The organism is Streptomyces sp. 7N604, assembly GCF_052245475.1.
Lineage (GTDB): Bacteria > Actinomycetota > Actinomycetes > Streptomycetales > Streptomycetaceae > Streptomyces.
Genome location: NZ_JBQQBX010000064.1, coordinates 1 through 19,823, shown reverse-complemented (window position 1 = coordinate 19,823; position 19,823 = coordinate 1). Strand labels below are relative to the sequence as shown.

Below are 19,823 nucleotides of genomic sequence, written 5' to 3'. Positions count from 1 at the left end.
GGCGGCGCTCCGAGCGGAGCGCCGCCACCGGCTGCTGTTCAGCTGCTACTCGTAGTGGTAGCGGGCCTGCACGACGATGAGCTCGTCGCCCTTGGGCTTGTAGACGAGGCGGTGTTCGTCATCGATCCGCCGGGACCAATAACCGGCGAGCTGCTGCCGCAGAGGCTCGGGCTTGCCGATGCCGTTGAACGGATCGCGTAGTGCCTCGTTGATGAGCCGGTTGATCCGCCGGGTCATCTTCCTGTCCGTCTCAGTCCAGTAGGTGTAGTCCTGCCAGCCCCGGGACGTGAACGAGAGCTTCACGCTGCGGGGTCCCCGGCCTCATCGTCCACGAGCTCATGGTGCTCGACGCTCCCGCTCTCGGCCTCGGCGATCGACTCGAGAAGGCGACGGGCGTTCGCCGGGGAGCGCAGGAGATAGGCGGTCTCCTGCAGCGCTTCGTAGTCCTCGAGCGAGATGAGGACAGCCGTGCCCTTGCGGGAGACGATCTCGACGGGCGTGCGGTCGTCGTTGACTGACTCGATGAGCTTGAAGAGGTTCTTGCGTGCCTCGCTGGCGGTGATGGACATGGGCGGCACCCTTTCCAGAGCGGTACAAGAAATCGTACCACTCCGCCACCTGATACGGCGCCCCACCCTAGCGGCAGGAGCACTGTGCCCAGCCACCGCCTGCCAGCGACGACGTGCTCCCGCACCAAGTCCGCGAGCGCGTCGTCGATACATAGCCGGGCGCGCCAAGAAAGTTCAGCGAGCTCAGCCGCACCGCCGCCCGCACTGGTGGCCGTTCCGGATGGAGCCGATGAAGCCGATGCAGGCGATGCAGGCGATGCAGGCGATGGAGCCGATGAAGGCACAGCCGCCCCGGCGGCGTCCGTCATGAGATTCCCCCAGACGCGTCGTTTCCTTCATCGTCACGGCGAGCATCGCGACGAGCCTCGTAGCCGGTGATGAAACCGCGCTACATCTTTCGATGTAGCACGGACGCGCGGATATACCAGGACAAGACCACCACCGAGAAGGAGTCCTCATGACCTACCCCGAGCCCCGCTACCTGGGGGAGGACGGCCAGATCACCGCCACGTACCGGCCCGCCGACAGCCCGTCCGACGCCATTACCGACAACGGCGACTCACTCCGCTACCTGGCTACCCGCACCTCCACGAGCGGGGAGTTCGGGTTCTACCGCCTGGACTTGGGCCCCGGCCCCTACGGCGCCGGCCCCCACTTCCACCGCACCGTCTCGGAGTCGTTCTTCATCCTGTCCGGAACGATGCGGCTGTTCGACGGCAAACAGTGGATCGACGCGACCTCCGGGGACTTCCTCCACGTCCCCGTGGGCGGGGTGCACGGCTTCCGGAACGAGTCGGGGGATCTCGCGTCCATGCTGGTCCTGTTCGCGCCCGGAGCGGACCGCGAGGCCTACTTCGAGGGCCTCCCGGAACTCGGCGCCCTCAGCGAGGAGGAGCAGCGGAAGTTCCACATCCGTCACGACAGCCACCTCGTCGAGCCGGGCTGAGCCACCCCGCGGGCGGCCCGCTCAGCGGCCGAGCTTCTGCGCGACCTCCGTCGCCCAGTAGGTCAGAATCAGCCCCGCGCCCGCACGGCGGACGGAGGTCAGCGTCTCCATGATGGCGCGGTCGCGCTCCAGCCACCCGTGCGCGGCCGCGGCCTCGACCATCGCGTACTCGCCGGAGATCTGGTACGCGGCGACCGGCACGTCCACCTCGTCCGCGATCCGCCGCAGCACATCCAGATACGGCAGCGCGGGCTTGACCATCACCATGTCGGCGCCTTCGGCCAGATCAAGCGCCAGTTCCCGCAGGGCTTCCCTCGCATTGGCCGGGTCCTGCTGGTACGTCTTGCGGTCGCCCTTGAGGGACGAGGCCACCGCCTCGCGGAAGGGGCCGTAGAAGGCCGACGCATACTTGACCGTATAGGCGAGGACCCCGACGTCCTGGCGGCCGATGCCGTCCAGCGCCTCGCGGATGACCCGCACCTGCCCGTCCATCATGCCGCTGGGGCCGACCACATGGGCGCCCGCGTCCGCCTGGACCCGCGCCATCTCCGCGTACCGCTCCAGCGTCGCGTCGTTGTCCACCCGGCCCTCGGCGTCCAGCACGCCGCAGTGGCCGTGGTCGGTGTGCTCGTCCAGGCACAGGTCGGACATGACGACGAGCTCGTCGCCGACCTCGGCCCGTACGTCCTGGAGGGCGAGCTGCAGGATTCCGTGCGGGTCCGTCCCCGGCGAGCCGGTCGCGTCCTTCTTCTGCTCCTCCGGGACGCCGAAGAGCATGATGCCGCCGACGCCCGCCTCGACCGCCTCGGCCGCGGCCTTCCGCAGCGTGTTGCGGGTGTGCTGGACGACGCCCGGCATGGACGAGATCGGCACCGGCTCGCTGATGCCCTCCCGCACGAAGGCGGGGAGGATCAGCTCGGCCGGGTGCAGCCGGGTCTCGGCGACCATCCGCCGCATGGCTGGGGTGGTCCGCAGCCGCCGCGGCCGCGCGCCGGGGAAGTTTCCGTAAACGCTCACGTGCGCCTCCTGCGCGATCCCGGTCGGCGCTCGCTCGGCCGGGTGACGTGTTCACCTGCCTCGACGGCTGCCGTGCGGCGCTGCGCGCCGAACTCCGCAAGGGCCTCGGCGAGCTTGTGCACCGACGGCTCGGGCGAGAGGACGTCGACCCGCAGGCCGTGCTCCTCCGCCGTCTTGGCCGTCGCCGGGCCGATGCAGGCGATGATGGTGACGTTGTGCGGCTTGCCCGCGATGCCCACCAGGTTCCGCACCGTGCTCGACGAGGTGAACAGTACGGCGTCGAAGCCGCCGCCCTTGATCGCCTCGCGGGTCTCGGCGGGCGGCGGCGAGGCGCGGACGGTCCGGTAGGCGGTCACGTCGTCCACCTCCCAGCCCAGCTCGATCAGGCCCGCGACCAGCGTCTCGGTCGCGATGTCGGCGCGCGGGAGGAAGACGCGGTCGATCGGGTCGAAGACCGGGTCGTACGGCGGCCAGTCCTCCAGCAGCCCGGCGGCGGACTGTTCCCCGCTCGGTACGAGATCCGGCTTCACGCCGAAGTCCACCAGCGCCTTGGCGGTCTGCTCGCCGACCGCCGCGACCTTGATCCCGGCGAAGGCGCGGGCGTCGAGCCCGTACTCCTCGAACTTCTCGCGGACCGCCTTCACCGCGTTGACCGACGTGAAGGCGATCCACTCGTAACGGCCCGTCACCAGGCCCTTGACGGCGCGCTCCATCTGCTGCGGGGTGCGCGGCGGTTCGACGGCGATCGTCGGTACCTCGTGGGGGACGGCACCGTACGAGCGCAGCTGGTCGGAGAGCGAGGCGGCCTGCTCCTTCGTGCGCGGCACGAGGACCTTCCAGCCGAAGAGCGGCTTGGACTCGAACCACGCGAGCTGGTCGCGCCGGGCGGGGGCGCCGCGCTCGCCGACCACGGCTATGACCGGCTGGCCACCGTCGGGCGAGGGCAGCACCTTGGCGGCCTTGAGGGTCTGCGCGATGGTGCCGAGGGTGGCGGTCCAGGTGCGCTGGCGGGTGGTCGTACCGGCGACGGTGACGGTCAGCGGCGTGTCCGGCTTGCGCCCGGCCGCGACCAGCTCGCCCGCGGCCGTACCGACCGAGTCGAGGGTGGTGGTGACGACGACGGTCGCGTCGCTGGCCCCGGTCTCGGTCCAGCAGCGTTCGGAGGCCGTACGGGCGTCGATGAAGCGGACGTCGGCGCCCTCGGAGGACCGCAGCGGCACACCGGCGTACGCGGGCACGCCCACGGCCGTGGCCACCCCGGGCACCACCTCGAACGGGATGCCCTCGGCGGCGCACGCCAGCATCTCCTGACCGGTGTCGCCGTCCATGCCGGGGTCGCCCGCGACCGCACGCACCACCCGCTTGCCGCCCCGCGCGGCCGCCATGACAAGATTGGCCGCGTCTCGCAGGGCGGGCTGTGCCGCGGAGGGTGACGGCTCGTCATGCTCCGGCTGCGGGATGTCCGCGCCTGCCCTCGCGTGCTTGCTCACCACATCCAGCACCTGAGGATCGGCGACCAGGACGTCCGCGCGGGCCAGCGCCTCGACGGCGCGTAGCGTCAGCAGTCCCGGATCTCCGGGTCCGGCACCGAGGAAGGTGACGTGACCGAGAGCAGCGTGTGGTGCTCTTGCAAGATTTGCGGCGGTGGGGCTCAAAGTGCTCGCTCCCCCATAAGACCGGCCGCACCCTTGGCGAGCATCTCGGCGGCCAGTTCGCGGCCGAGAGCAAGGGCGTCGTCGTGAGACACGGGTACGGGACCGGTGGTGGACAGCTGCACCAGCGTGGCGCCGTCGGTCGTGCCGACGGCGCCGCGCAGGCGCATTTCGGTGACAACCTGCCCGTCGGCCAGAAGGTCGGCCAGCGCGCCCACGGGTGCGCTGCAGCCGGCCTCCAGGGCGGCGAGCAGGGAACGCTCGGCGGTCACGGCGGCCCGGGTGTGCGGGTCGTCGAGCTCGGCGAGACGGGCTGCGAGGTCCGCGCTGGACGCGGCGCATTCGACCGCCAGGGCCCCCTGGCCGGGGGCAGGCAGCACGGTGTCGACGGGCAGCTTCTGGGTCGCCTCGTCGATGCGGCCGATACGGGTCAGGCCCGCGGCGGCCAGGACCACGGCGTCCAGCTCGCCGGAGCGCACGTATCCGATGCGGGTGTCGACATTGCCGCGGATCGGCACGGTCTCGATGTCGCGGCCGAGGCTGCGGGCCCAGGCGTTGAGCTGCGCCATGCGGCGCGGCGCGCCGGTGCCGATACGCGATCCGGCGGGGAGCTGCTCGAAGGTGAGGCCGTCGCGGGCGACGAGGGCGTCGCGCGGATCCTCGCGCTCCGGCACCGCCGCGAGGATCAGCTCCTCGGGCTGGGTGGTCGGCAGGTCCTTGAGGGAGTGCACGGCGAAGTCGACCTCGCCGCGGAGCAGTGCGTCGCGCAGCGCGGTGACGAAGACACCGCTGCCGCCGATCTTCGCGAGGGCCTCGCGGGAGGTGTCGCCGTACGTGCTGATCTCGACCAGCTCGACGGGGCGGCCAGTCAGTTCGCGCACGGCGTCGGCGATGCGTCCGGACTGGGCGAGGGCGAGCCTGCTGCGCCGGGTGCCGAGACGAAGTGGCTCTGTGGTGCTCATGAGCGCCCTCGATTCGGGTCGTTCGTGGTGGAGCTGTCGGCCCGGCTGACGGCGGCGACCGCCTGCGGGTCGAGGTCGAAGAGTTCCCGCAGCGCGTCGGCGTACCCGGCGCCGCCGGGCTCGCCCGCGAGCTCCTTGACCCGCACCGTGGGCGCGTGCAGGAGCTTGTCGACGACGCGGCGCACGGTCTGGGCGATCTCGGCGCGCTGCTTGTCGTCCAGGTCGGGGAGGCGGCCGTCGAGCCGGGCGATCTCACTGGCGACGACATCGGCGGCCATGGTGCGCAGGGCGACCACGGTGGGGGTGATGTGGGCGGCACGCTGAGCGGCGCCGAAGGCCCCGACCTCCTCCGACACGATGGCGCGGACGCGGTCGACGTCGGCCGCCATGGGCGCGTCGGCGGAGGCCTCGGCGAGGGTCTCGATGTCGACGAGGCGGACGCGGTCGATGCGGTGGGCCGCCGCGTCGACGTCACGCGGCATCGCGAGGTCGAGCACGTCGAGCCTGCGCTCCGGGCGGTCCGCACGCTCGGGGCCGTCCGTGAGTGCCGTCAGCAGGGCACCGGCCGTCAGGACGAGCCCCGTGGCGCCCGTACAGGAGACGACCAGGTCCGCGCCGGCGAGCTCGTCGTCGACGGACTCCATCGGCACGGCGCGCCCGCGCAGGACCGGGCCGGACCCGGCGGCGAGCTGGCCGGTGGCGAGGGCCGTGGCGAGCCGCTCTGCGCGGTCCACCGTCCTGTTGGCGATCACCAGTTCGGCCACACCGGCGCGCGCGAGCGTCGTTGCGGCGAGCGACGACATGGAACCCGCGCCGATGACGAGGGCGCGCTTGCCCGCGGCCCACTCCTCGACGGGGCCGCCGTCGGCGAGTTGCTCGAGGCCGAACGTGACGAGCGACTGCCCGGCGCGGTCGATGCCGGTCTCGCTGTGCGCCCGCTTGCCGACCCGCAGCGCCTGCTGGAAGAGGTCGTTGAGCAGCCGGCCCGCGGTGTGCAGCTCCTGCCCGAGCGCCAGCGCGTCCTTGATCTGGCCGAGGATCTGGCCCTCACCGACGACCATCGAGTCCAGGCCGCAGGCCACCGAGAAGAGGTGGTGGACGGCCCGGTCCTCGTAGTGGACGTAGAGGTACGGGGTGAGCTCCTCGAGGCAGACACCGCTGTGCACGGACAGCAGCGTGGACAGCTCGGCGACACCGGCGTGGAACTTGTCCACATCCGCGTACAGCTCGATGCGGTTGCAGGTGGCGAGCACCGCGGCCTCGGCGGCGGGCTCCGCGGCGAGCGCGTCCTGCAGCAGCTTGCCCTGCGACTCGGCGGCGAGGGAGGCCCGCTCCAGCACGCTCACCGGGGCGCTGCGGTGGCTCAGTCCGACGACCAGAAGACTCATGCTGGCATCACGGCGGGCACGTCCCCGTCGGGTCCCTTTCTGCCGCCGTCGGCGCTCGCCCGGACGGACGGCGGAGGCGTGACCGCGGCCCCGGCCGCCGTCGCCCCGGCCGCCGGCTCGGGCAGCTCGGCGGCGCCCTCCTCCCCGGCCTTCCGCTGCTCGTGGAAGGCGAGGATCTGGAGTTCGATCGACAGGTCGACCTTGCGTACGTCCACGCCGTCGGGCACGGAGAGCACGGTGGGCGCGAAGTTGAGGATCGAGGTCACACCGGCGGCGACGAGCCGGTCGCAGACCTGCTGGGCGGCGCCCGCCGGGGTCGCGATGACCCCGATGGACACGCCGTTGTCGTTGATGATCGATTCCAGGTCGTCGGTGTGCCGGACGGGCAGGCCCGCGACCGGCTTGCCGGTCATCGTTGGGTCGGCGTCGATCAGCGCGGCGACCCGGAAGCCGCGGGAGGCGAAGCCCCCGTAGTTGGCGAGCGCGGCGCCGAGGTTACCGATTCCGACGATCACGACCGGCCAGTCCTGGGTCAGGCCGAGCTCGCGGGAGATCTGGTACACGAGGTACTCGACGTCGTAGCCGACGCCACGCGTCCCGTACGAGCCGAGGTAGGAGAAGTCCTTGCGCAGCTTGGCGGAGTTCACCCCGGCGGCTGCGGCGAGCTCCTCGGAGGAGACCGTGGGGACCGAGCGCTCGGAGAGCGCGGTCAGTGCGCGCAGATACAGCGGAAGCCGGGCGACGGTGGCCTCGGGAATCCCTCGGCTGCGGGTCGCCGGTCGGTGTGTTCGGCCAGTTGCCACGGTGCTCCTGCGGGTAGAGCGGGGCTGCAGGCGGTCACACGTCCCACGACCGCCCCGTCGACAGCAGGCTATGTCTTTGTGAACGCGTGCACAAAGATGGTGTCCGCTTTGTCCGACCAAAGTGACCGGGGTCACGCGGTTCGATGACATGATCGCGGAACCACTCGCGGGACGGATCCGTTGAGCCGCCGACGGGGGCACGCGCACACTCTCCTTACGACTTTGCCCCCGGACAACCCCAAAAGCGCCCCTGATGGTAATCGAGTCATGAGCCCGGAGTCATGAGCCCACTGCTGCCCCGTACCTCCCGCAGGAATCCCGCCGACAGCACCGTCACGCTGATCGGCAAGCCCGGCTGCCACCTGTGCGACGACGCGCGGAAGGTGATCGTCGCGGTCTGCCAGGAGCTGGGCGCGGCCTGGGAGGAGAAGGACATCACCCAGGACGCCGAGCTGCACCGCAAGTACTGGGAGCAGATTCCGGTCGTCCTTGTCGACGGGGCGCAGCACGACTTCTGGCGGGTGGACCCGCAGCGACTGAGGAAGGCCCTGGGCGCGGACTGAGGGACCCGGCGATGGGATCCGGCGGGCGGCGGCCTGCGGAGGCCTCCGGCGCGCCCGGGGGGCGGGCAGGCGGGCGGAGCAGCGCCACGCGCGCGACGGGCCGGGCGCTGTGACCCGCGCGCGGTAACAAGCGCGCCGTGTGAAGTTCACGCGCCCGAATCCTCCCGACTCCGGTTTGACCGGACGGCCTGGCTATGCTCACGTCATGTCCGTACTGGGATGGCTCAACCACAGAAGGCGCTCCGCCACCGCACGCAGCGTGCTGGCAGGCGAGGCCGCCGCCGAGGCAGCCCGTAAGACGTCGCAGGAGATCGACCTCCGGACCGGGGTCGAGGGCGAGGCCGGCAAGGCGCCTGCCGAACCGGAATTCCCGGTGACCGGCGACCAGTTGGCGGCCGCATTCTTCGACCTCGACAACACGGTCATGCAGGGCGCCGCGCTCTTCCACTTCGGCCGCGGCCTCTACAAGCGCAAGTTCTTCCAGAAGCGCGAACTCGCCCGCTTCGCCTGGCAGCAGGCGTGGTTCCGGATGGCCGGCGTCGAGGACCCGGCCCATATGGAGGACGCCCGCAACAGCGCGCTGTCCATCGTGAAGGGTCACCGCGTCTCCGAGCTCATGGAGATGGGCGAGGAGATCTACGACGAGTACATGGCCGAGCGCATCTGGCCCGGCACGCGCGCGCTGGCCCAGGCCCACCTCGACGCGGGCCAGAAGGTCTGGCTGGTCACCGCCGCCCCGGTGGAGACCGCGACGATCATCGCCCGGCGGCTCGGCCTGACCGGTGCCCTCGGCACCGTCGCCGAGTCCGTGAACGGCATCTACACCGGGCGGCTGGTCGGCGAGGTGCTGCACGGGCCCGCGAAGGCCGAGGCCGTACGGGCCCTGGCGGCGGCCGAGGGCCTGGACCTGTCGCGCTGCGCCGCGTACAGCGACTCGGCCAACGACATCCCGATGCTCTCGATCGTCGGGCACCCGTACGCCATCAACCCGGACAGCCGGCTGCGCAAGCACGCGCGCGAGCGCGGCTGGCGGCTGCGCGACTACCGGACGGGCCGCAAGGCGGCCAAGGTCGGCCTCCCGGCGGCCGCCGGCGTCGGCGCCCTCGCGGGCGGCGCAGCCGCCGCAGTAGCCCTCCAGCGCCGCCGCCGCTAGCCCCGGCCCTGCCCAACGTCAGGGCCGGCTCTCCCCGGGCCCTGGTCCCGGAATTCCCGCGCAGCCTTCCGGCGGCCGAAAAGGGCACGCGCCCCTGACGGGGCTACCCCCAACGGCGACAGCGGCGACAACGGCGACCGCGGGCGAAGGCGCCCGGCCCTTCGCCAAGGGCCGCCCCTTGCGGCCTTCAGGGGCCGGGGTGGAGTCCCCATCCCGCTCCGCCTCCGTCAGGGGTGCACCTCTGCCCGGGGCGTCCGGGGCGGAGCCGCACTTCGGGAAGGGGCGGGTGAGGGGAGAAGGCGCTGCTGCCGCGTGGGGTCGCGACGCGCGCGGGACGCATGCGCCGCGCGCGCGTTGCGGGAATCGTGCGGGAACCGGATGTGTCCCCGTGCGCGTCATGGGATGCGTACGCCACAGGGCCCGGACGGCGCGTAGCGACGCGCGGCCAATCCGGCCTTCTTACCCCCTCTGGCCTCCCGCCAGTCCCAATGCGGCCGCGCCGCCACAAGATGAACGCGACTCGGGCGACTCGAGCATAATTCCGATCATTATCTATCGCGTGTTCGATATTCGATCGGTCATGATTCCGCAACAGAGCGTTCCGATCCGGCGATTTGAGCAACTCGGCGTAGCGCAGCCTGTACGAAGCGTTATTCTCCTCAGACGCATACCGGTACCCACACGTCCCTACGACGGGTGAACGGTCCCGCACTGCACGTGATGGAAGCTCTGCCTCTGGGAGTCCCGTGTACCCACACGTCGGGGTTGACGCCTCGGGCCTGGCTACGCTCCGCGCGACGGTCGCCGACCACATGCGCGGCATCGTCCCCACCGCGTACGCCGTCCCCGCCTTCGCCGCGCCTGTCCCTGCCGGCGGTCCTGCTGCCGGCCCTGCCTACGCCCTGGCCGAGAGCACTGCCGCAGTCGGCAGACGTACCCGCGCCACGGGCGCCACCACCGCCCGCCGCCCCGCCGCCGACAGCGACAGCCGCCGCATGATGGACCTGGTCGAGCGCGCCCAGGCGGGTGAGACCGACGCCTTCGGCCGTCTGTATGACCAGTACGCCGACACGGTGTACCGGTACATCTATTACCGGGTCGGCGGCAAAGCCACGGCCGAGGACCTCACGAGCGAGACGTTCCTGCGCGCCCTGCGCCGCATCGGCACCTTCACCTGGCAGGGCCGCGACTTCGGCGCCTGGCTCGTGACGATCGCCCGCAACCTCGTCGCCGACCACTTCAAGTCCAGCCGCTTCCGCCTCGAGGTCACGACCGGCGAGATGCTCGATGCGAACGAGGTGGAGCGGAGCCCGGAGGAGTCCGTCCTCGAATCCCTGTCCAACGCGGCCCTGCTGGAGGCCGTCCGCAAGCTCAACCCGCAGCAGCAGGAGTGCGTGACACTGCGCTTCCTCCAGGGCCTGTCGGTCGCCGAGACGGCCCGCGTGATGGGCAAGAACGAGGGCGCCATCAAGACCCTCCAGTACCGGGCCGTCCGCACGCTGGCCCGGCTGCTGCCGGAAGACGCCCGCTGACCCGACGGACCTCCCGCACATCCCCCACGGACAGAAAACGCCTCCACGGACGACAACACATACGGTGACCTCCAGATGACCCAGCGGTCAGATCATCGTGACCGCGTAACCCGGCTGCATCACCGCTCGTTGTCCGGGTTGGCAGGCTCCCTGTGGTCGCATGCTGTCCAGTTCGCGTCACTCGATCGAGTGGTTGCGTTCAAGGTATGCAACCTTCCATCCGTGCCAGGGAGTTGCAGGTGACGACGAGAGGAGGTGCCGCCCGTGATCGCGAACGTATCGGCGCACCGGCGGGCGAACGCCTTCGCCCAGGCCCTGGAGGAGCAGCGGGCTCCCCAGGGCCGGACGCCCGAGCAGACCGGCGCTCCGGCGGCGGCGGACGAGCAGGGACGGCTGGTGGCCTTGGCGAGCGAGCTCGCCGGGATCAAGAGGCCGGAGCTGGACCCCGACGTCAAGACCGTCCAGCGTGCCCAACTGGTCGCCGCCATGGAGGCGATGCTCGCCGACGGCTCCGAGCCCGACGGCCCGCGGGTGCCCGAGCAGCGCCGGAGGGGCGCCCACCGGGCGAGCCCGCTCCATAAGCTCCGGCCGCGGTCCCGCTGGTCCAAGGGCATCGCCGCCGGCGGGCTCACGGTCGGCGTCGCGGCAGGGGCGTTGAGCGGCGTCGCGGCGGCCAGCTCCGACGCGCTGCCCGGCGACTCGCTCTACGGGCTGAAGCGCGGCATGGAGGACCTGAAGCTCGGCATGGCGGACGACGACTCCGACCGCGGCGAGATCTACCTCGACCAGGCCTCCACGCGGATGCACGAGGCGCGCAGGCTCATGGAGCGCAGCCGCTCCGGCGACCTCGACCGCGAGTCGATCGGCGAGGTCCGAAGAGCCCTCTTCGGGATGCGGCACGACGCCTCCGAGGGCCACCGCCTGCTGTCCGCGGCGTACGCGCGCGACGGCTCGCTCGGCCCCATCCAGGCTCTCGAGTCGTTCTCGACGTCCAACCGCCGGGGCTGGAGCGAGCTGCGCGACCGGCTCCCGGTCCAACTCACCGATGTGAGTGACGAGGTGACGTCGGTCTTCGACGCCATAGACCAGGAGGTCGGTCCGCTGAAGTCGCTGCTGCCCATCGCGCCGGGCAGCAGGGACCCCTCCCGCGCCGGCGGCTCCTCGAGCCCGGGCGACTCCAAGGGCACGTCCCGGCGGTCCGCGCCGGCCTCGAGCACCCTGCCGGAGCGGCGGGACGGCGGGCAGAGCACGCCGCGGCCGAGCGAATCGCAGGCGCTGGAGGAGCGGTTGATCGGCGGGGCCGGCGAGATCCTCGAACCGCCGCAGGACCAGAGTCCGTCGCTCCCGGGCGGGAACAGCAGCAGCGCCGGCAGCCCGGCGAAGCCGGACATCACGATTCCGCCACTGCTGCCCGGCCTGCTCCCGGGCCTGGGCATCGACGGAGACGACCCCAAGTAGGCCCGTCCCGGGCGGCCTTGCTTCCCACGGCAACGGCGCTTGGTCTTCCGATCGGAAGACCAAGCGCCGTTGCTGCGTCCGGGCCCATGAGCCCGGGCTCGCGCGTCCGGCCACGGAGAGCGCGGATCGCTCAGAAGAACACGGACCGCCGCTGCACCAGCAGCTTGTAGAGCGTGTGCTGAATCGTTTCTCGCACCTGGTCCGTGAGGTTGAACATGAGCATCGGGTCCTCGGCCGCCTCCGGCGGATAGCCGTCGGTGGAGATCGGCTCACCGAACTGGATCGTCCACTTCGTCGGCAGCGGAACCGCCCCGAGCGGCCCCAGCCAGGGAAAGGTCGGCGTGATCGGGAAGTACGGGAAGCCGAGCAGCCGGGCGAGGGTCCTCGCGTTCCCGATCATCGGGTAGATCTCCTCCGCCCCGACGATCGAGCAGGGCACGATCGGCGCCCCGGCCTGCAGCGCCGTCGAGACGAACCCGCCCCGGCCGAAGCGCTGCAGCTTGTACCGCTCCGAGAAGGGCTTCCCGATGCCCTTGAAGCCCTCCGGCATCACCCCGACCACCTCACCGCGCTCCAGCAGCCGCTCTGCATCGTCCGCACACGCCAGCGTGTGACCGGCCTTGCGCGCCAGCTCGTTGACGACCGGCAGCATGAAGACGAGGTCGGCGGCCAGCAGCCGCAGATGACGGCCGGCCGGGTGGTGGTCGTGCACCGCGACCTGGAGCATCAGCCCGTCCAGGGGCAGCGTGCCGGAGTGGTTGGCAACGATCAGCGCGCCACCGCTGTCCGGGATGTTCTCGACGCCCTTCACATCCACCCGGAAGTACTTGTCGTAGACCGGGCGCAGCAGGGACATCAGGACCTGGTCGGTGAGCTCCTGGTCGTAGCCGAAGTCGTCGACCTCGTACTCCCCCGTCACCCGGCGCCGCAGGAACGACAGCCCGTGGGCCAGCCGCCGCTCCAAGCCACCGTCCGTACGCGGGGCTCTGGCGGCTTCCTGTGGCTCTCCGGGCGCCCCTGGCACCCCCGGCTCCTCCGCCTCCGGCGTGGGCCCCTGCTCGGGTACCGGGGCCAGCTGTCCCGCCCTGCGCCCGTTCACCTTCGACTTGGGCTTGGCCGCTTTCCCGCCACTGGCGCGCCGCTCCCCATCACCGAACGGGATGACCTTGGCATCGGCCATGTCAGGTGCGCTCCTCACTGGAGGCCGCGGGCACGAGGTCCGCGAGCCGGTCGACGGTACGGGCGAGAGTCTCGGGCGGGAGCAGTCCGGGTCCACGGCTGCACGCGAAGTCGGCGAAGGCCTCCGCCGTCGTGTATCGGGGCTCGAAGCCAAGGGTCTCGCGCATCTGCGTGGTCTGCACGACGCGGCCGTGCGTGAGCAGGCGGATCTGCTCGGGCGAGAAGTCGGTCATGCCGACCGAGCGCAGCGCCGAGCCGAGCCAGGTGACCGCGGGCAGCAGCACCGGCACGGTGGGGCGGCCGAGCCGCCTGGCGGTCTGCGAGAGCAACAGCACGCCGTCGCCCGCAATGTTGAAGGTGCCGCTGTTGAGGGTGCCACGGCGGGCCTCGAAGGAGGCGATCCGCAGCACTTCCATCACGTCGTCCTCGTGCACGAACTGCAGCCGCGGGTCGTAGCCGAAGACGGTCGGCAGGACGGGGAGCGAGAAGTAGTCGACGAGCGGGGAGTCGGCGCAGGGCCCGAGGATGTTGGCGAAGCGCAGCACGCAGACGGCCACGTCGGGGCGGCGGCGCGCGAAGCCCCTGACGTATCCCTCGACCTCGACGGCGTCCTTCGCGAAGCCGCCGCTGGGCAGCGACTTGGGCGGGGTCGTCTCGGTGAAGACGGCCGGATCGCGGGGCGCGGAGCCGTACACGCTGGTGCTGGACTTGACCACGAGCCGCGTGACGGAGGGCGCCTTCTGGCACGCACCGAGCAGCTGCATGGTGCCGATGACGTTGGTCTCCTTGATGGTGCTGCGGCTGCCGCGGGTGCCCAGGGGGGTGCCGGTGACATCCATGTGAACCACTGTGTCCACCGCGTGCTCCGCGAGGACCTTGGCGATGGTCGGCTGCCGGATGTCGGCCTGCACGAACACGGCCCCGCCGAGGTGGTGCTCGGGCCGTACGGCGTCCACGCCGATGACCCGGTCGACCTCCGGCTCGCGCTGGATACGCCGTACGAAACGGCCCCCGAGCTGCCGCGCGACACCGGTGACGAGCACGACTTTGCCCAAGATCAGCGCCTTCCTTCCCACGCCTCGGACGGCTCCCGGGTTTATTCCCGTGCGGTCACCGTATCGGGTGGATGTTGCACTGTGGTGACCACAGGATGCATACAGCTACTTTTCCAGCCGGTCGCCGGACACCGGCGCCGGCGGCAGAACACCGGAATGACCGCCGGATAACGACGCCGCCCTCCCACCGCGGAGGGTGGGAGGGCGGATCACGCTCAGCTGTCGCTTACTTCTCTTACTTCTTGTTGCGACGCTGGACACGGGTGCGCTTGAGCAGCTTGCGGTGCTTTTTCTTCGCCATCCGCTTACGCCGCTTCTTGATAACAGAGCCCACGACTACCCTCGCTCACTTCGAATCACTCGGTGCGGGGCGTCCGAGCCCACACTACCTACGGCGGGCCAGCCTACCCGGCACCAAGGAAGGAACGTAATCCGAGGGGCGTCGTCAGGCGGTCTCCACCCCCACGTAGGACTCGCGGAGATAGTCGTGCACCGCCTGCTCCGGAACCCGGAAGGACCTCCCCACCCTGATCGCAGGCAGATGACCGCTGTGCACCAAGCGGTACACGGTCATCTTGGACACGCGCATCACCGTGGCTACTTCCGCCACAGTCAGGAACTGAACCTCGTTCAGAGGCCTCTCGTCTGCAGCCATGACACACCTGAACCTTCCGCACATGACGGGCACCGGCTTCCCCTCCGGTGACTCCTCGTCGCTGTGCGCTCCTCCCCAGAGTAGGGGCGTGTGATGCAAGTGGGGAAGAGGAGTAGCCATCGGCCGCCTACTATGACAGACACGCCCGATTGAGTACATAGCGCGTAAGCGGCTGGTAGTAAGCGGACCGCACAGCGTCATCGACCGGAACGGCGACCGACACCCGCCCCTCGGCCTCGCCGACGAAGAGCGCGGGATCGTCCGTGTCGGCGAGCCCGATGGCCTCGATCCCCAGCTGACCTGCCCCGCAGACCCATCCGTGGTCCCCGACGACGAGTGCGGGCAGGGTGTCGCACGCGTCGGCCGCGGCGGCGAGCGCGGCCCTGACCGGGAGCGGTGAGTGGGTGTGTGCGCCGGAGTCACTGCCCGAGCCCCGCGCGCCCGGTTCCCGCACCAACGCGACTCCCCGTACGTAGTCGAGGTTGTACGTGCGTACGCCGAACCGGGTCGTTATGTCGACACGTCGACCATGCGCTGGTGTGAGGACATCACATCCTGCCGCCGACAGGGCAGCGGCCAAAGAAGCGTAGAAGCCCAGGAGCCGGTGGGGGTGGCCGGTGCCGAGCAACACGGGCGCGCGGGCGGCCGCGGCGGCGGCGAGCCGGTCGGCGAAGGCATCGAGCGCGGCCAGCGTACGGTCGGGATCGATCACATCCGGGCCCGATACGTGACGCGGATCGTCGGAGACACCGCACCGGTCGGCCATCAGCCGCAGCAGCTCCGGCTCTCCCCACAACCGCTCGGGGTCGAGGCCGAGCAGCACGCGCGGATCCCGGGCGGCGAAGAGCCGATAGCTGCGCAGGCTCTCCTCCCGGGAGGTGGTCACAGTCCCCGCCAGCCGGGCCGCCACCAGATGCGCACGTAACACTCCAGCACTCAACACGCTCCCGATGCTGACCCATGTCTCCACCTCCCGACCGGCGATCGGGAATACGCCCCACGGTTGGCGTAATCCCCCGCAACCTCGGGGCGGCGAATGGCGACTGGGCGGGTGGGCGTCGGGGGGGGTACGTGGCCGCCACTGGGTGCGGCCCACTCGCCGCCGCCCCGGGCGGGCCGCCATGTCGCGGGTGCGTAGACGCCGCGGGGGGTGCGCGGCCACCGCGCGAGGAGGGCCCTTTCACTGCGGCGGTGCGGGCTCTCGCCGCAGCGCGGGTGCGTAGCCGCAACGCAGGTAGGGCTCTTGCCACAGCGCGGGCGGCCCCCGGCGCCGTCCGCGGATGCGTAGACGCCGTGCGAAAGCGAGCCCCACGCCGCCGCACGGGTGCGGACCGCGGTGGTGCGGGTTCGCCGCAGCGCCGGTGCGTAGCCGCCGCGCGGGGGCAGGCTCTTGCCGCAACGCGGGCAGCCCCGCCCCGCGCCGCGGGGCGTAGACGCCACGCGCGTGCCTGGCCGCCCGCACGGGGGCGGGCTCTTGCGCAGCAGCGCTGGCGGGACCCCGACGCCGCGCCGCGGTGGCGTAGACGCTCGCGGTGCGGGCCGCGCCGCCGCGCGGTGGGCGGCGCCGCAGGGCTCGCGAGTTCGTGGCCAGCTCTCGCCGGAGGCGTTATGGCATGAGGCCGTGGGCCGGGAAGGCTGCCATGCGGGTTGCGCGGATCGCCTGGTCCAGGCGGTCGGCCGGGTCGTACCCCGTCTCGTCCCAGTCTCGCCACGTCGCCGGGCGCCCGTCCGTCATCCGCCCCGGCCCCGTCTGCCGCGTCCGCGCGTACACGTGGTGCAGCCACTCCTCCGGCACGAGGGACTCCGGCGGGATCGGCCGCCCCGCAGCGATCCCCACCAGATGCGTCCACGACCGCGGCACGACGTCCACGATCGCGTAGCCGCCCCCGCCCAGCGCCACCCAGCGCCCCTCGGCATGCTCGTGGGCCAGCCGGTGGCACGACTCCGCCACCGCCCGCTGCGCGTCCAGGCTCACCGCCAGGTGCGCGAGCGGGTCCTCGAAGTGCGTATCCGCGCCGTGCTGCGTGACCAGGACCTGCGGTCTGAAGGCGGCCAACAGCTCGGGCACCACCGCGTGAAAGGCCCGCAGCCAACCTTCGTCCCCCGTCCCGGCCGGCAGCGGCAGATTCACCGCGCTCCCCTCCGCGCCCGGCCCGCCGGTCTCCTCTGCCCACCCCGTCTGCGGGAACAGCGTCCGCGGATGCTCGTGCATCGAGATCGTCACCACGCGCGGGTCGTCCCAGAAGGCCGTCTGCACCCCGTCCCCGTGGTGCACGTCCACGTCCACGTACGCGACCCGCTCCGCACCCAGCTCCAGCAGCCGGGCCACGGCCAGCGACGCGTCGTTGTAGATACAGAAGCCCGAGGCGCTGCCCGGCATGGCGTGATGCAGCCCGCCCGCGAAGTTCACGGCGTGCTGCGCCTCCCCGCGCCACACCGCCTCCGCCGCGCCCACCGACTGTCCGGCGATCAAGGCAGATGCCTCGTGCATCCCGGCGAAGGCCGGGTCGTCCTCCGTGCCGAGCCCGTACGAGCCGTCGGCGGTCTTCGGGGCGGCGGACACCCGCCGTACGGCGTCGATGTAGTCCGAGCGGTGTACGAGCCGCAGCGTGGAGTCCCCGGCCGACTTGGCGGCCACCACCTCCACCGCGCGATCCAGCCCGAACGCCTCGGCCAGGCGCATCGTCAGCGCCAGGCGCACCGGATCCATCGGATGTCCGGGCCCGAAGTCATAGCCCGTTACTGCCTCATCCCACATCAGCTGTGTGCGGCCGCTCATATCCGCCACCGTATCGGGTTGGTTCAGCTCCGAACGATCGGGCGTACAGGAGTGTCACCAGCACCAGCGCCATCGGTACGAGCATCGCGCCGCGGTAACCCCACAGGTCCCCGAGGGCGCCGACCAGGGGCGAGCCGACGAGAAAGCCGACGTAGTTGAAGATGTTGAGCCGCGCGACGGCGGCGTCGGACGCTCCTGGGAAGAGGCGTCCGGCGGCGGCGAAGGTCTGCGGAACGATCACGCAGAGGCCGAAGCCGAGCAGGGTGAATCCGAGCATCCCCACCCACGCGCCGGGGGCCGCGGCGACGACCGCGAAGCCGGCCGCCGCAGTCACGGTCCCGGCCCGCACGACCGCGACCGCCCCGAACCGCCGCACGCCCAGATCCCCGACGGCCCGCCCGAGAAGGGTCGTCACCATGTAGACGTTGTACGGGACGGTGGCGAGCTGCTCGGAGCTGCCGAGCACGTCCTGGAGGTACTTGGCGCTCCAGTTCGCCACGGTCGAGTCGCCGATGTACGCGCAGGCCATTACCAGGCAGAGGGGCGTCAGCAGCTTCATGGACAGCGTGGGCGGGCGGCGCTGACCGGGATGGTGGTCCGGGGCGGGCTGGGCGGATTGGGCGACTGGAACTGTCAGGGCGGATTGGGCAACTGGGGCGACTGGGGCGGCCTGGTCGACGTACCAACGGCTCGCCACGAGGACGGCCGGTACGAGGACCGCCACCACAGGCCCGTACAGCACGGCCAGCGAGAGCTTCCAGTGCGCGCCGCCCCACGCCAGCGAGGCCCCGATGATCCCACCGAGGCTGTACGCGGCATGGAAGCCGAGCATGATGCTGCGCCCGTACGCCCGCTGCAGGCTGACGCCGAGCATGTTCATGGACGCGTCCAGCGCACCGACGGTCAGCCCGAACACGGCGAGCGCGGCGGCCAGTTGCCACAGCTCACGGCCCACCCCAACGCCGAGCAGGGCGAGGCAGACCACCGGCTGGACCCAGCGGAGGACCGCCCCGGGCCGTACCCGCTTGACCAGCTGCTCGGTGGCGACGCTCCCGGCACCGGCGAGCACGGGCACGGCGGCGAGGAAGACCGGCAGGAACGCGTCGCTGACGCGGTAGCGGTCCTGGATCGCCGGGATCCGGGTTACGAGCAGTGCGAAGAAGACGCCCTGCACGAAGAATCCGACCGCCAGCGACGCCCGGCCGTGCCGGAGCTTTGCGTCCATGGCCGAGGAGCGTACGGCCCGGGGCTACCGCTGGGTAGTGCTGATCACGCGCGGAATCGGGTGCGCAATCACGTGAGGAGCTGCGGGAGTTCCCGCATGTCCGAGAAGAGCGCGGTGGCGGTGGCGAGCTTGGCAGGCGCGGTCATGGCCGTGAAGCCGTAGACGTCCATCCCGGCGGCGCGGGCGGCCTGCACCCCGAGCGGGCTGTCCTCCACCACCACGCAGCGGTGGGCCGGTACGCTCATGGCCTCGGCCGCGTGAAGAAACAGATCCGGCGCGGGTTTTCCCCGGCCGACGTCCTGCGAGCTGAAAATGCGGTCCTCGCGGAAACGCTCGTAGAGGCCCGTCTTGTGCAGGGCGACCCGGATCCGCTCGTGACTGCCGGACGAGGCCACGCAGTACGGCACGTTGTCGGCGGCGAGTTTCTCCAGCACCTCGGCAACCCCGATGACGGACCGGAGTTCGCGCCGGAAGGTATCGAAGATCCTGGCGTGGAAGGTGGCATCGAAGTCCTCGGGCAGCCGCTGCCCGGAGCGCTCCATCACCAGATCGTGGACACGGTGCATGGCCGCGCCCATGTAGTCGCGGAGCGAGTCCTCGTAGGTCGTGGGGTGACCCAACTCGGTGAGATACCCGGCGAGAATACTGTTGGATATCGGCTCGCTGTCCACGAGGACACCGTCGTTGTCGAAGATCACCAGGTCGTAGCGCATGAGTGCAGCCTAAACGCAAAAATGCCTCAACCCCCGGACCATATCCAGGGGTTGAGGCTCAATGTTTGTTCGGCGGCGTCCTACTCTCCCACAGGGTCCCCCCTGCAGTACCATCGGCGCTGAAAGGCTTAGCTTCCGGGTTCGGAATGTAACCGGGCGTTTCCCTAACGCAAT

General features: G+C 71.1%; 21 protein-coding genes and 1 rRNA gene. 5 read left to right on the top strand and 17 right to left on the bottom strand.

The window, feature by feature from the left end; all coding sequences use genetic code 11:
* Window positions 1–45 precede the first annotated feature (45 nt).
* The 3 genes from ACTWP8_RS37275 to ACTWP8_RS37265 all read right to left on the bottom strand — a co-directional run bounded on the left by ACTWP8_RS37275 (window position 46) and on the right by ACTWP8_RS37265 (window position 923).
* Window positions 46–303, bottom strand: a complete 258-nt coding sequence (locus ACTWP8_RS37275) for a Txe/YoeB family addiction module toxin (RefSeq protein WP_443326493.1) — start codon at window positions 301–303, stop codon at window positions 46–48.
* A complete protein-coding gene (locus tag ACTWP8_RS37270) occupies window positions 300–569 on the bottom strand; it encodes a type II toxin-antitoxin system Phd/YefM family antitoxin (RefSeq protein WP_443326492.1) in 270 nt (89 codons plus the stop codon). Before ACTWP8_RS37270 ends, ACTWP8_RS37275 begins: the two co-directional genes overlap by 4 nt.
* 183 nt (window positions 570–752) lie before the next feature.
* On the bottom strand, window positions 753–923 hold the full coding sequence (locus ACTWP8_RS37265) for a hypothetical protein (RefSeq protein ID WP_443326491.1): 171 nt from the start codon (window positions 921–923) through the stop codon (window positions 753–755).
* A 103-nt stretch (window positions 924–1,026) separates the two neighbouring features.
* On the opposite strand from ACTWP8_RS37265, the gene ACTWP8_RS37260 reads away from it, so the two are divergent.
* Window positions 1,027–1,515: a cupin domain-containing protein gene (locus ACTWP8_RS37260; protein WP_443326490.1), complete on the top strand. Its 489-nt coding sequence runs from the start codon at window positions 1,027–1,029 to the stop codon at window positions 1,513–1,515.
* A 21-nt stretch (window positions 1,516–1,536) separates the two neighbouring features.
* On the opposite strand, the gene hemB is transcribed toward ACTWP8_RS37260, so the two are convergent.
* Genes hemB through ACTWP8_RS37235 form a run of 5 tightly spaced genes read right to left on the bottom strand, consistent with a single transcriptional unit; the run spans window position 1,537 to window position 7,337 of the window.
* Complete coding sequence (gene hemB, locus ACTWP8_RS37255) at window positions 1,537–2,532, bottom strand: porphobilinogen synthase (protein WP_443326489.1); 996 nt, start codon at window positions 2,530–2,532, stop codon at window positions 1,537–1,539.
* Window positions 2,529–4,187 (bottom strand): uroporphyrinogen-III synthase, encoded by a 1,659-nt coding sequence (locus tag ACTWP8_RS37250; protein ID WP_443326488.1) that lies wholly within the window; start codon window positions 4,185–4,187, stop codon window positions 2,529–2,531. Before ACTWP8_RS37250 ends, hemB begins: the two co-directional genes overlap by 4 nt.
* Window positions 4,184–5,146, bottom strand: coding sequence for a hydroxymethylbilane synthase (gene hemC / locus ACTWP8_RS37245; protein ID WP_443319019.1), 963 nt, complete (start codon window positions 5,144–5,146; stop codon window positions 4,184–4,186). The genes ACTWP8_RS37250 and hemC overlap by 4 nt, the downstream gene beginning before the upstream one ends.
* Window positions 5,143–6,534 (bottom strand): glutamyl-tRNA reductase, encoded by a 1,392-nt coding sequence (locus tag ACTWP8_RS37240; protein ID WP_443326487.1) that lies wholly within the window; start codon window positions 6,532–6,534, stop codon window positions 5,143–5,145. The genes hemC and ACTWP8_RS37240 overlap by 4 nt, the downstream gene beginning before the upstream one ends.
* Window positions 6,531–7,337 (bottom strand): redox-sensing transcriptional repressor Rex, encoded by an 807-nt coding sequence (locus ACTWP8_RS37235; protein ID WP_443326486.1) that lies wholly within the window; start codon window positions 7,335–7,337, stop codon window positions 6,531–6,533. Before ACTWP8_RS37235 ends, ACTWP8_RS37240 begins: the two co-directional genes overlap by 4 nt.
* A 281-nt stretch (window positions 7,338–7,618) precedes the next feature.
* Here ACTWP8_RS37235 and ACTWP8_RS37230 point away from each other — a divergent pair, with 281 nt between their 5' ends.
* The 4 genes from ACTWP8_RS37230 to ACTWP8_RS37215 all read left to right on the top strand — a co-directional run bounded on the left by ACTWP8_RS37230 (window position 7,619) and on the right by ACTWP8_RS37215 (window position 12,043).
* The gene (locus ACTWP8_RS37230; RefSeq protein ID WP_443326485.1) at window positions 7,619–7,900 is read left to right on the top strand and encodes a glutaredoxin family protein; all 282 of its coding nucleotides are present in this window, start codon (window positions 7,619–7,621) and stop codon (window positions 7,898–7,900) included.
* A gap of 205 nt (window positions 7,901–8,105) precedes the next feature.
* Window positions 8,106–9,053, top strand: a complete 948-nt coding sequence (locus ACTWP8_RS37225) for an HAD family hydrolase (RefSeq protein ID WP_443326484.1) — start codon at window positions 8,106–8,108, stop codon at window positions 9,051–9,053.
* Between the two features lie 746 nt (window positions 9,054–9,799).
* A complete protein-coding gene (locus tag ACTWP8_RS37220; protein ID WP_443319024.1) occupies window positions 9,800–10,585 on the top strand; it encodes an ECF subfamily RNA polymerase sigma factor, BldN family in 786 nt (261 codons plus the stop codon).
* Between the two features lie 264 nt (window positions 10,586–10,849).
* A complete protein-coding gene (locus tag ACTWP8_RS37215; protein ID WP_443326483.1) occupies window positions 10,850–12,043 on the top strand; it encodes a DUF5667 domain-containing protein in 1,194 nt (397 codons plus the stop codon).
* Between the two features lie 130 nt (window positions 12,044–12,173).
* On the opposite strand, the gene ACTWP8_RS37210 is transcribed toward ACTWP8_RS37215, so the two are convergent.
* From ACTWP8_RS37210 to rrf, 9 genes are all read right to left on the bottom strand, one after another.
* A complete protein-coding gene (locus ACTWP8_RS37210; protein ID WP_443326482.1) occupies window positions 12,174–13,223 on the bottom strand; it encodes a lysophospholipid acyltransferase family protein in 1,050 nt (349 codons plus the stop codon).
* Between the two features lies 1 nt (window position 13,224).
* Complete coding sequence (locus ACTWP8_RS37205; RefSeq protein ID WP_443326481.1) at window positions 13,225–14,277, bottom strand: NAD-dependent epimerase/dehydratase family protein; 1,053 nt, start codon at window positions 14,275–14,277, stop codon at window positions 13,225–13,227.
* A 235-nt stretch (window positions 14,278–14,512) separates the two neighbouring features.
* Window positions 14,513–14,611, bottom strand: a complete 99-nt coding sequence (locus tag ACTWP8_RS37200; RefSeq protein WP_003948845.1) for a 30S ribosomal protein bS22 — start codon at window positions 14,609–14,611, stop codon at window positions 14,513–14,515.
* Between the two features lie 111 nt (window positions 14,612–14,722).
* Entirely contained in the window at window positions 14,723–14,932 is a 210-nt protein-coding gene (locus ACTWP8_RS37195; protein WP_443319028.1) for a helix-turn-helix domain-containing protein, read from the bottom strand.
* Window positions 14,933–15,062: 130 nt separating this feature from the next.
* A complete protein-coding gene (locus ACTWP8_RS37190; protein WP_443326480.1) occupies window positions 15,063–15,875 on the bottom strand; it encodes a phosphatase in 813 nt (270 codons plus the stop codon).
* A 663-nt stretch (window positions 15,876–16,538) separates the two neighbouring features.
* On the bottom strand, window positions 16,539–17,711 hold the full coding sequence (locus ACTWP8_RS37185; RefSeq protein WP_443326479.1) for an acetoin utilization protein AcuC: 1,173 nt from the start codon (window positions 17,709–17,711) through the stop codon (window positions 16,539–16,541).
* The gene (locus ACTWP8_RS37180; RefSeq protein WP_443326478.1) at window positions 17,680–18,936 is read right to left on the bottom strand and encodes an MFS transporter; all 1,257 of its coding nucleotides are present in this window, start codon (window positions 18,934–18,936) and stop codon (window positions 17,680–17,682) included. Before ACTWP8_RS37180 ends, ACTWP8_RS37185 begins: the two co-directional genes overlap by 32 nt.
* Before the next feature lie 68 nt (window positions 18,937–19,004).
* Complete coding sequence (locus ACTWP8_RS37175; protein ID WP_443326477.1) at window positions 19,005–19,649, bottom strand: HAD family hydrolase; 645 nt, start codon at window positions 19,647–19,649, stop codon at window positions 19,005–19,007.
* A 67-nt stretch (window positions 19,650–19,716) separates the two neighbouring features.
* Window positions 19,717–19,823, bottom strand: a 5S ribosomal RNA gene (rrf, locus tag ACTWP8_RS37170); the annotation flags it as partial.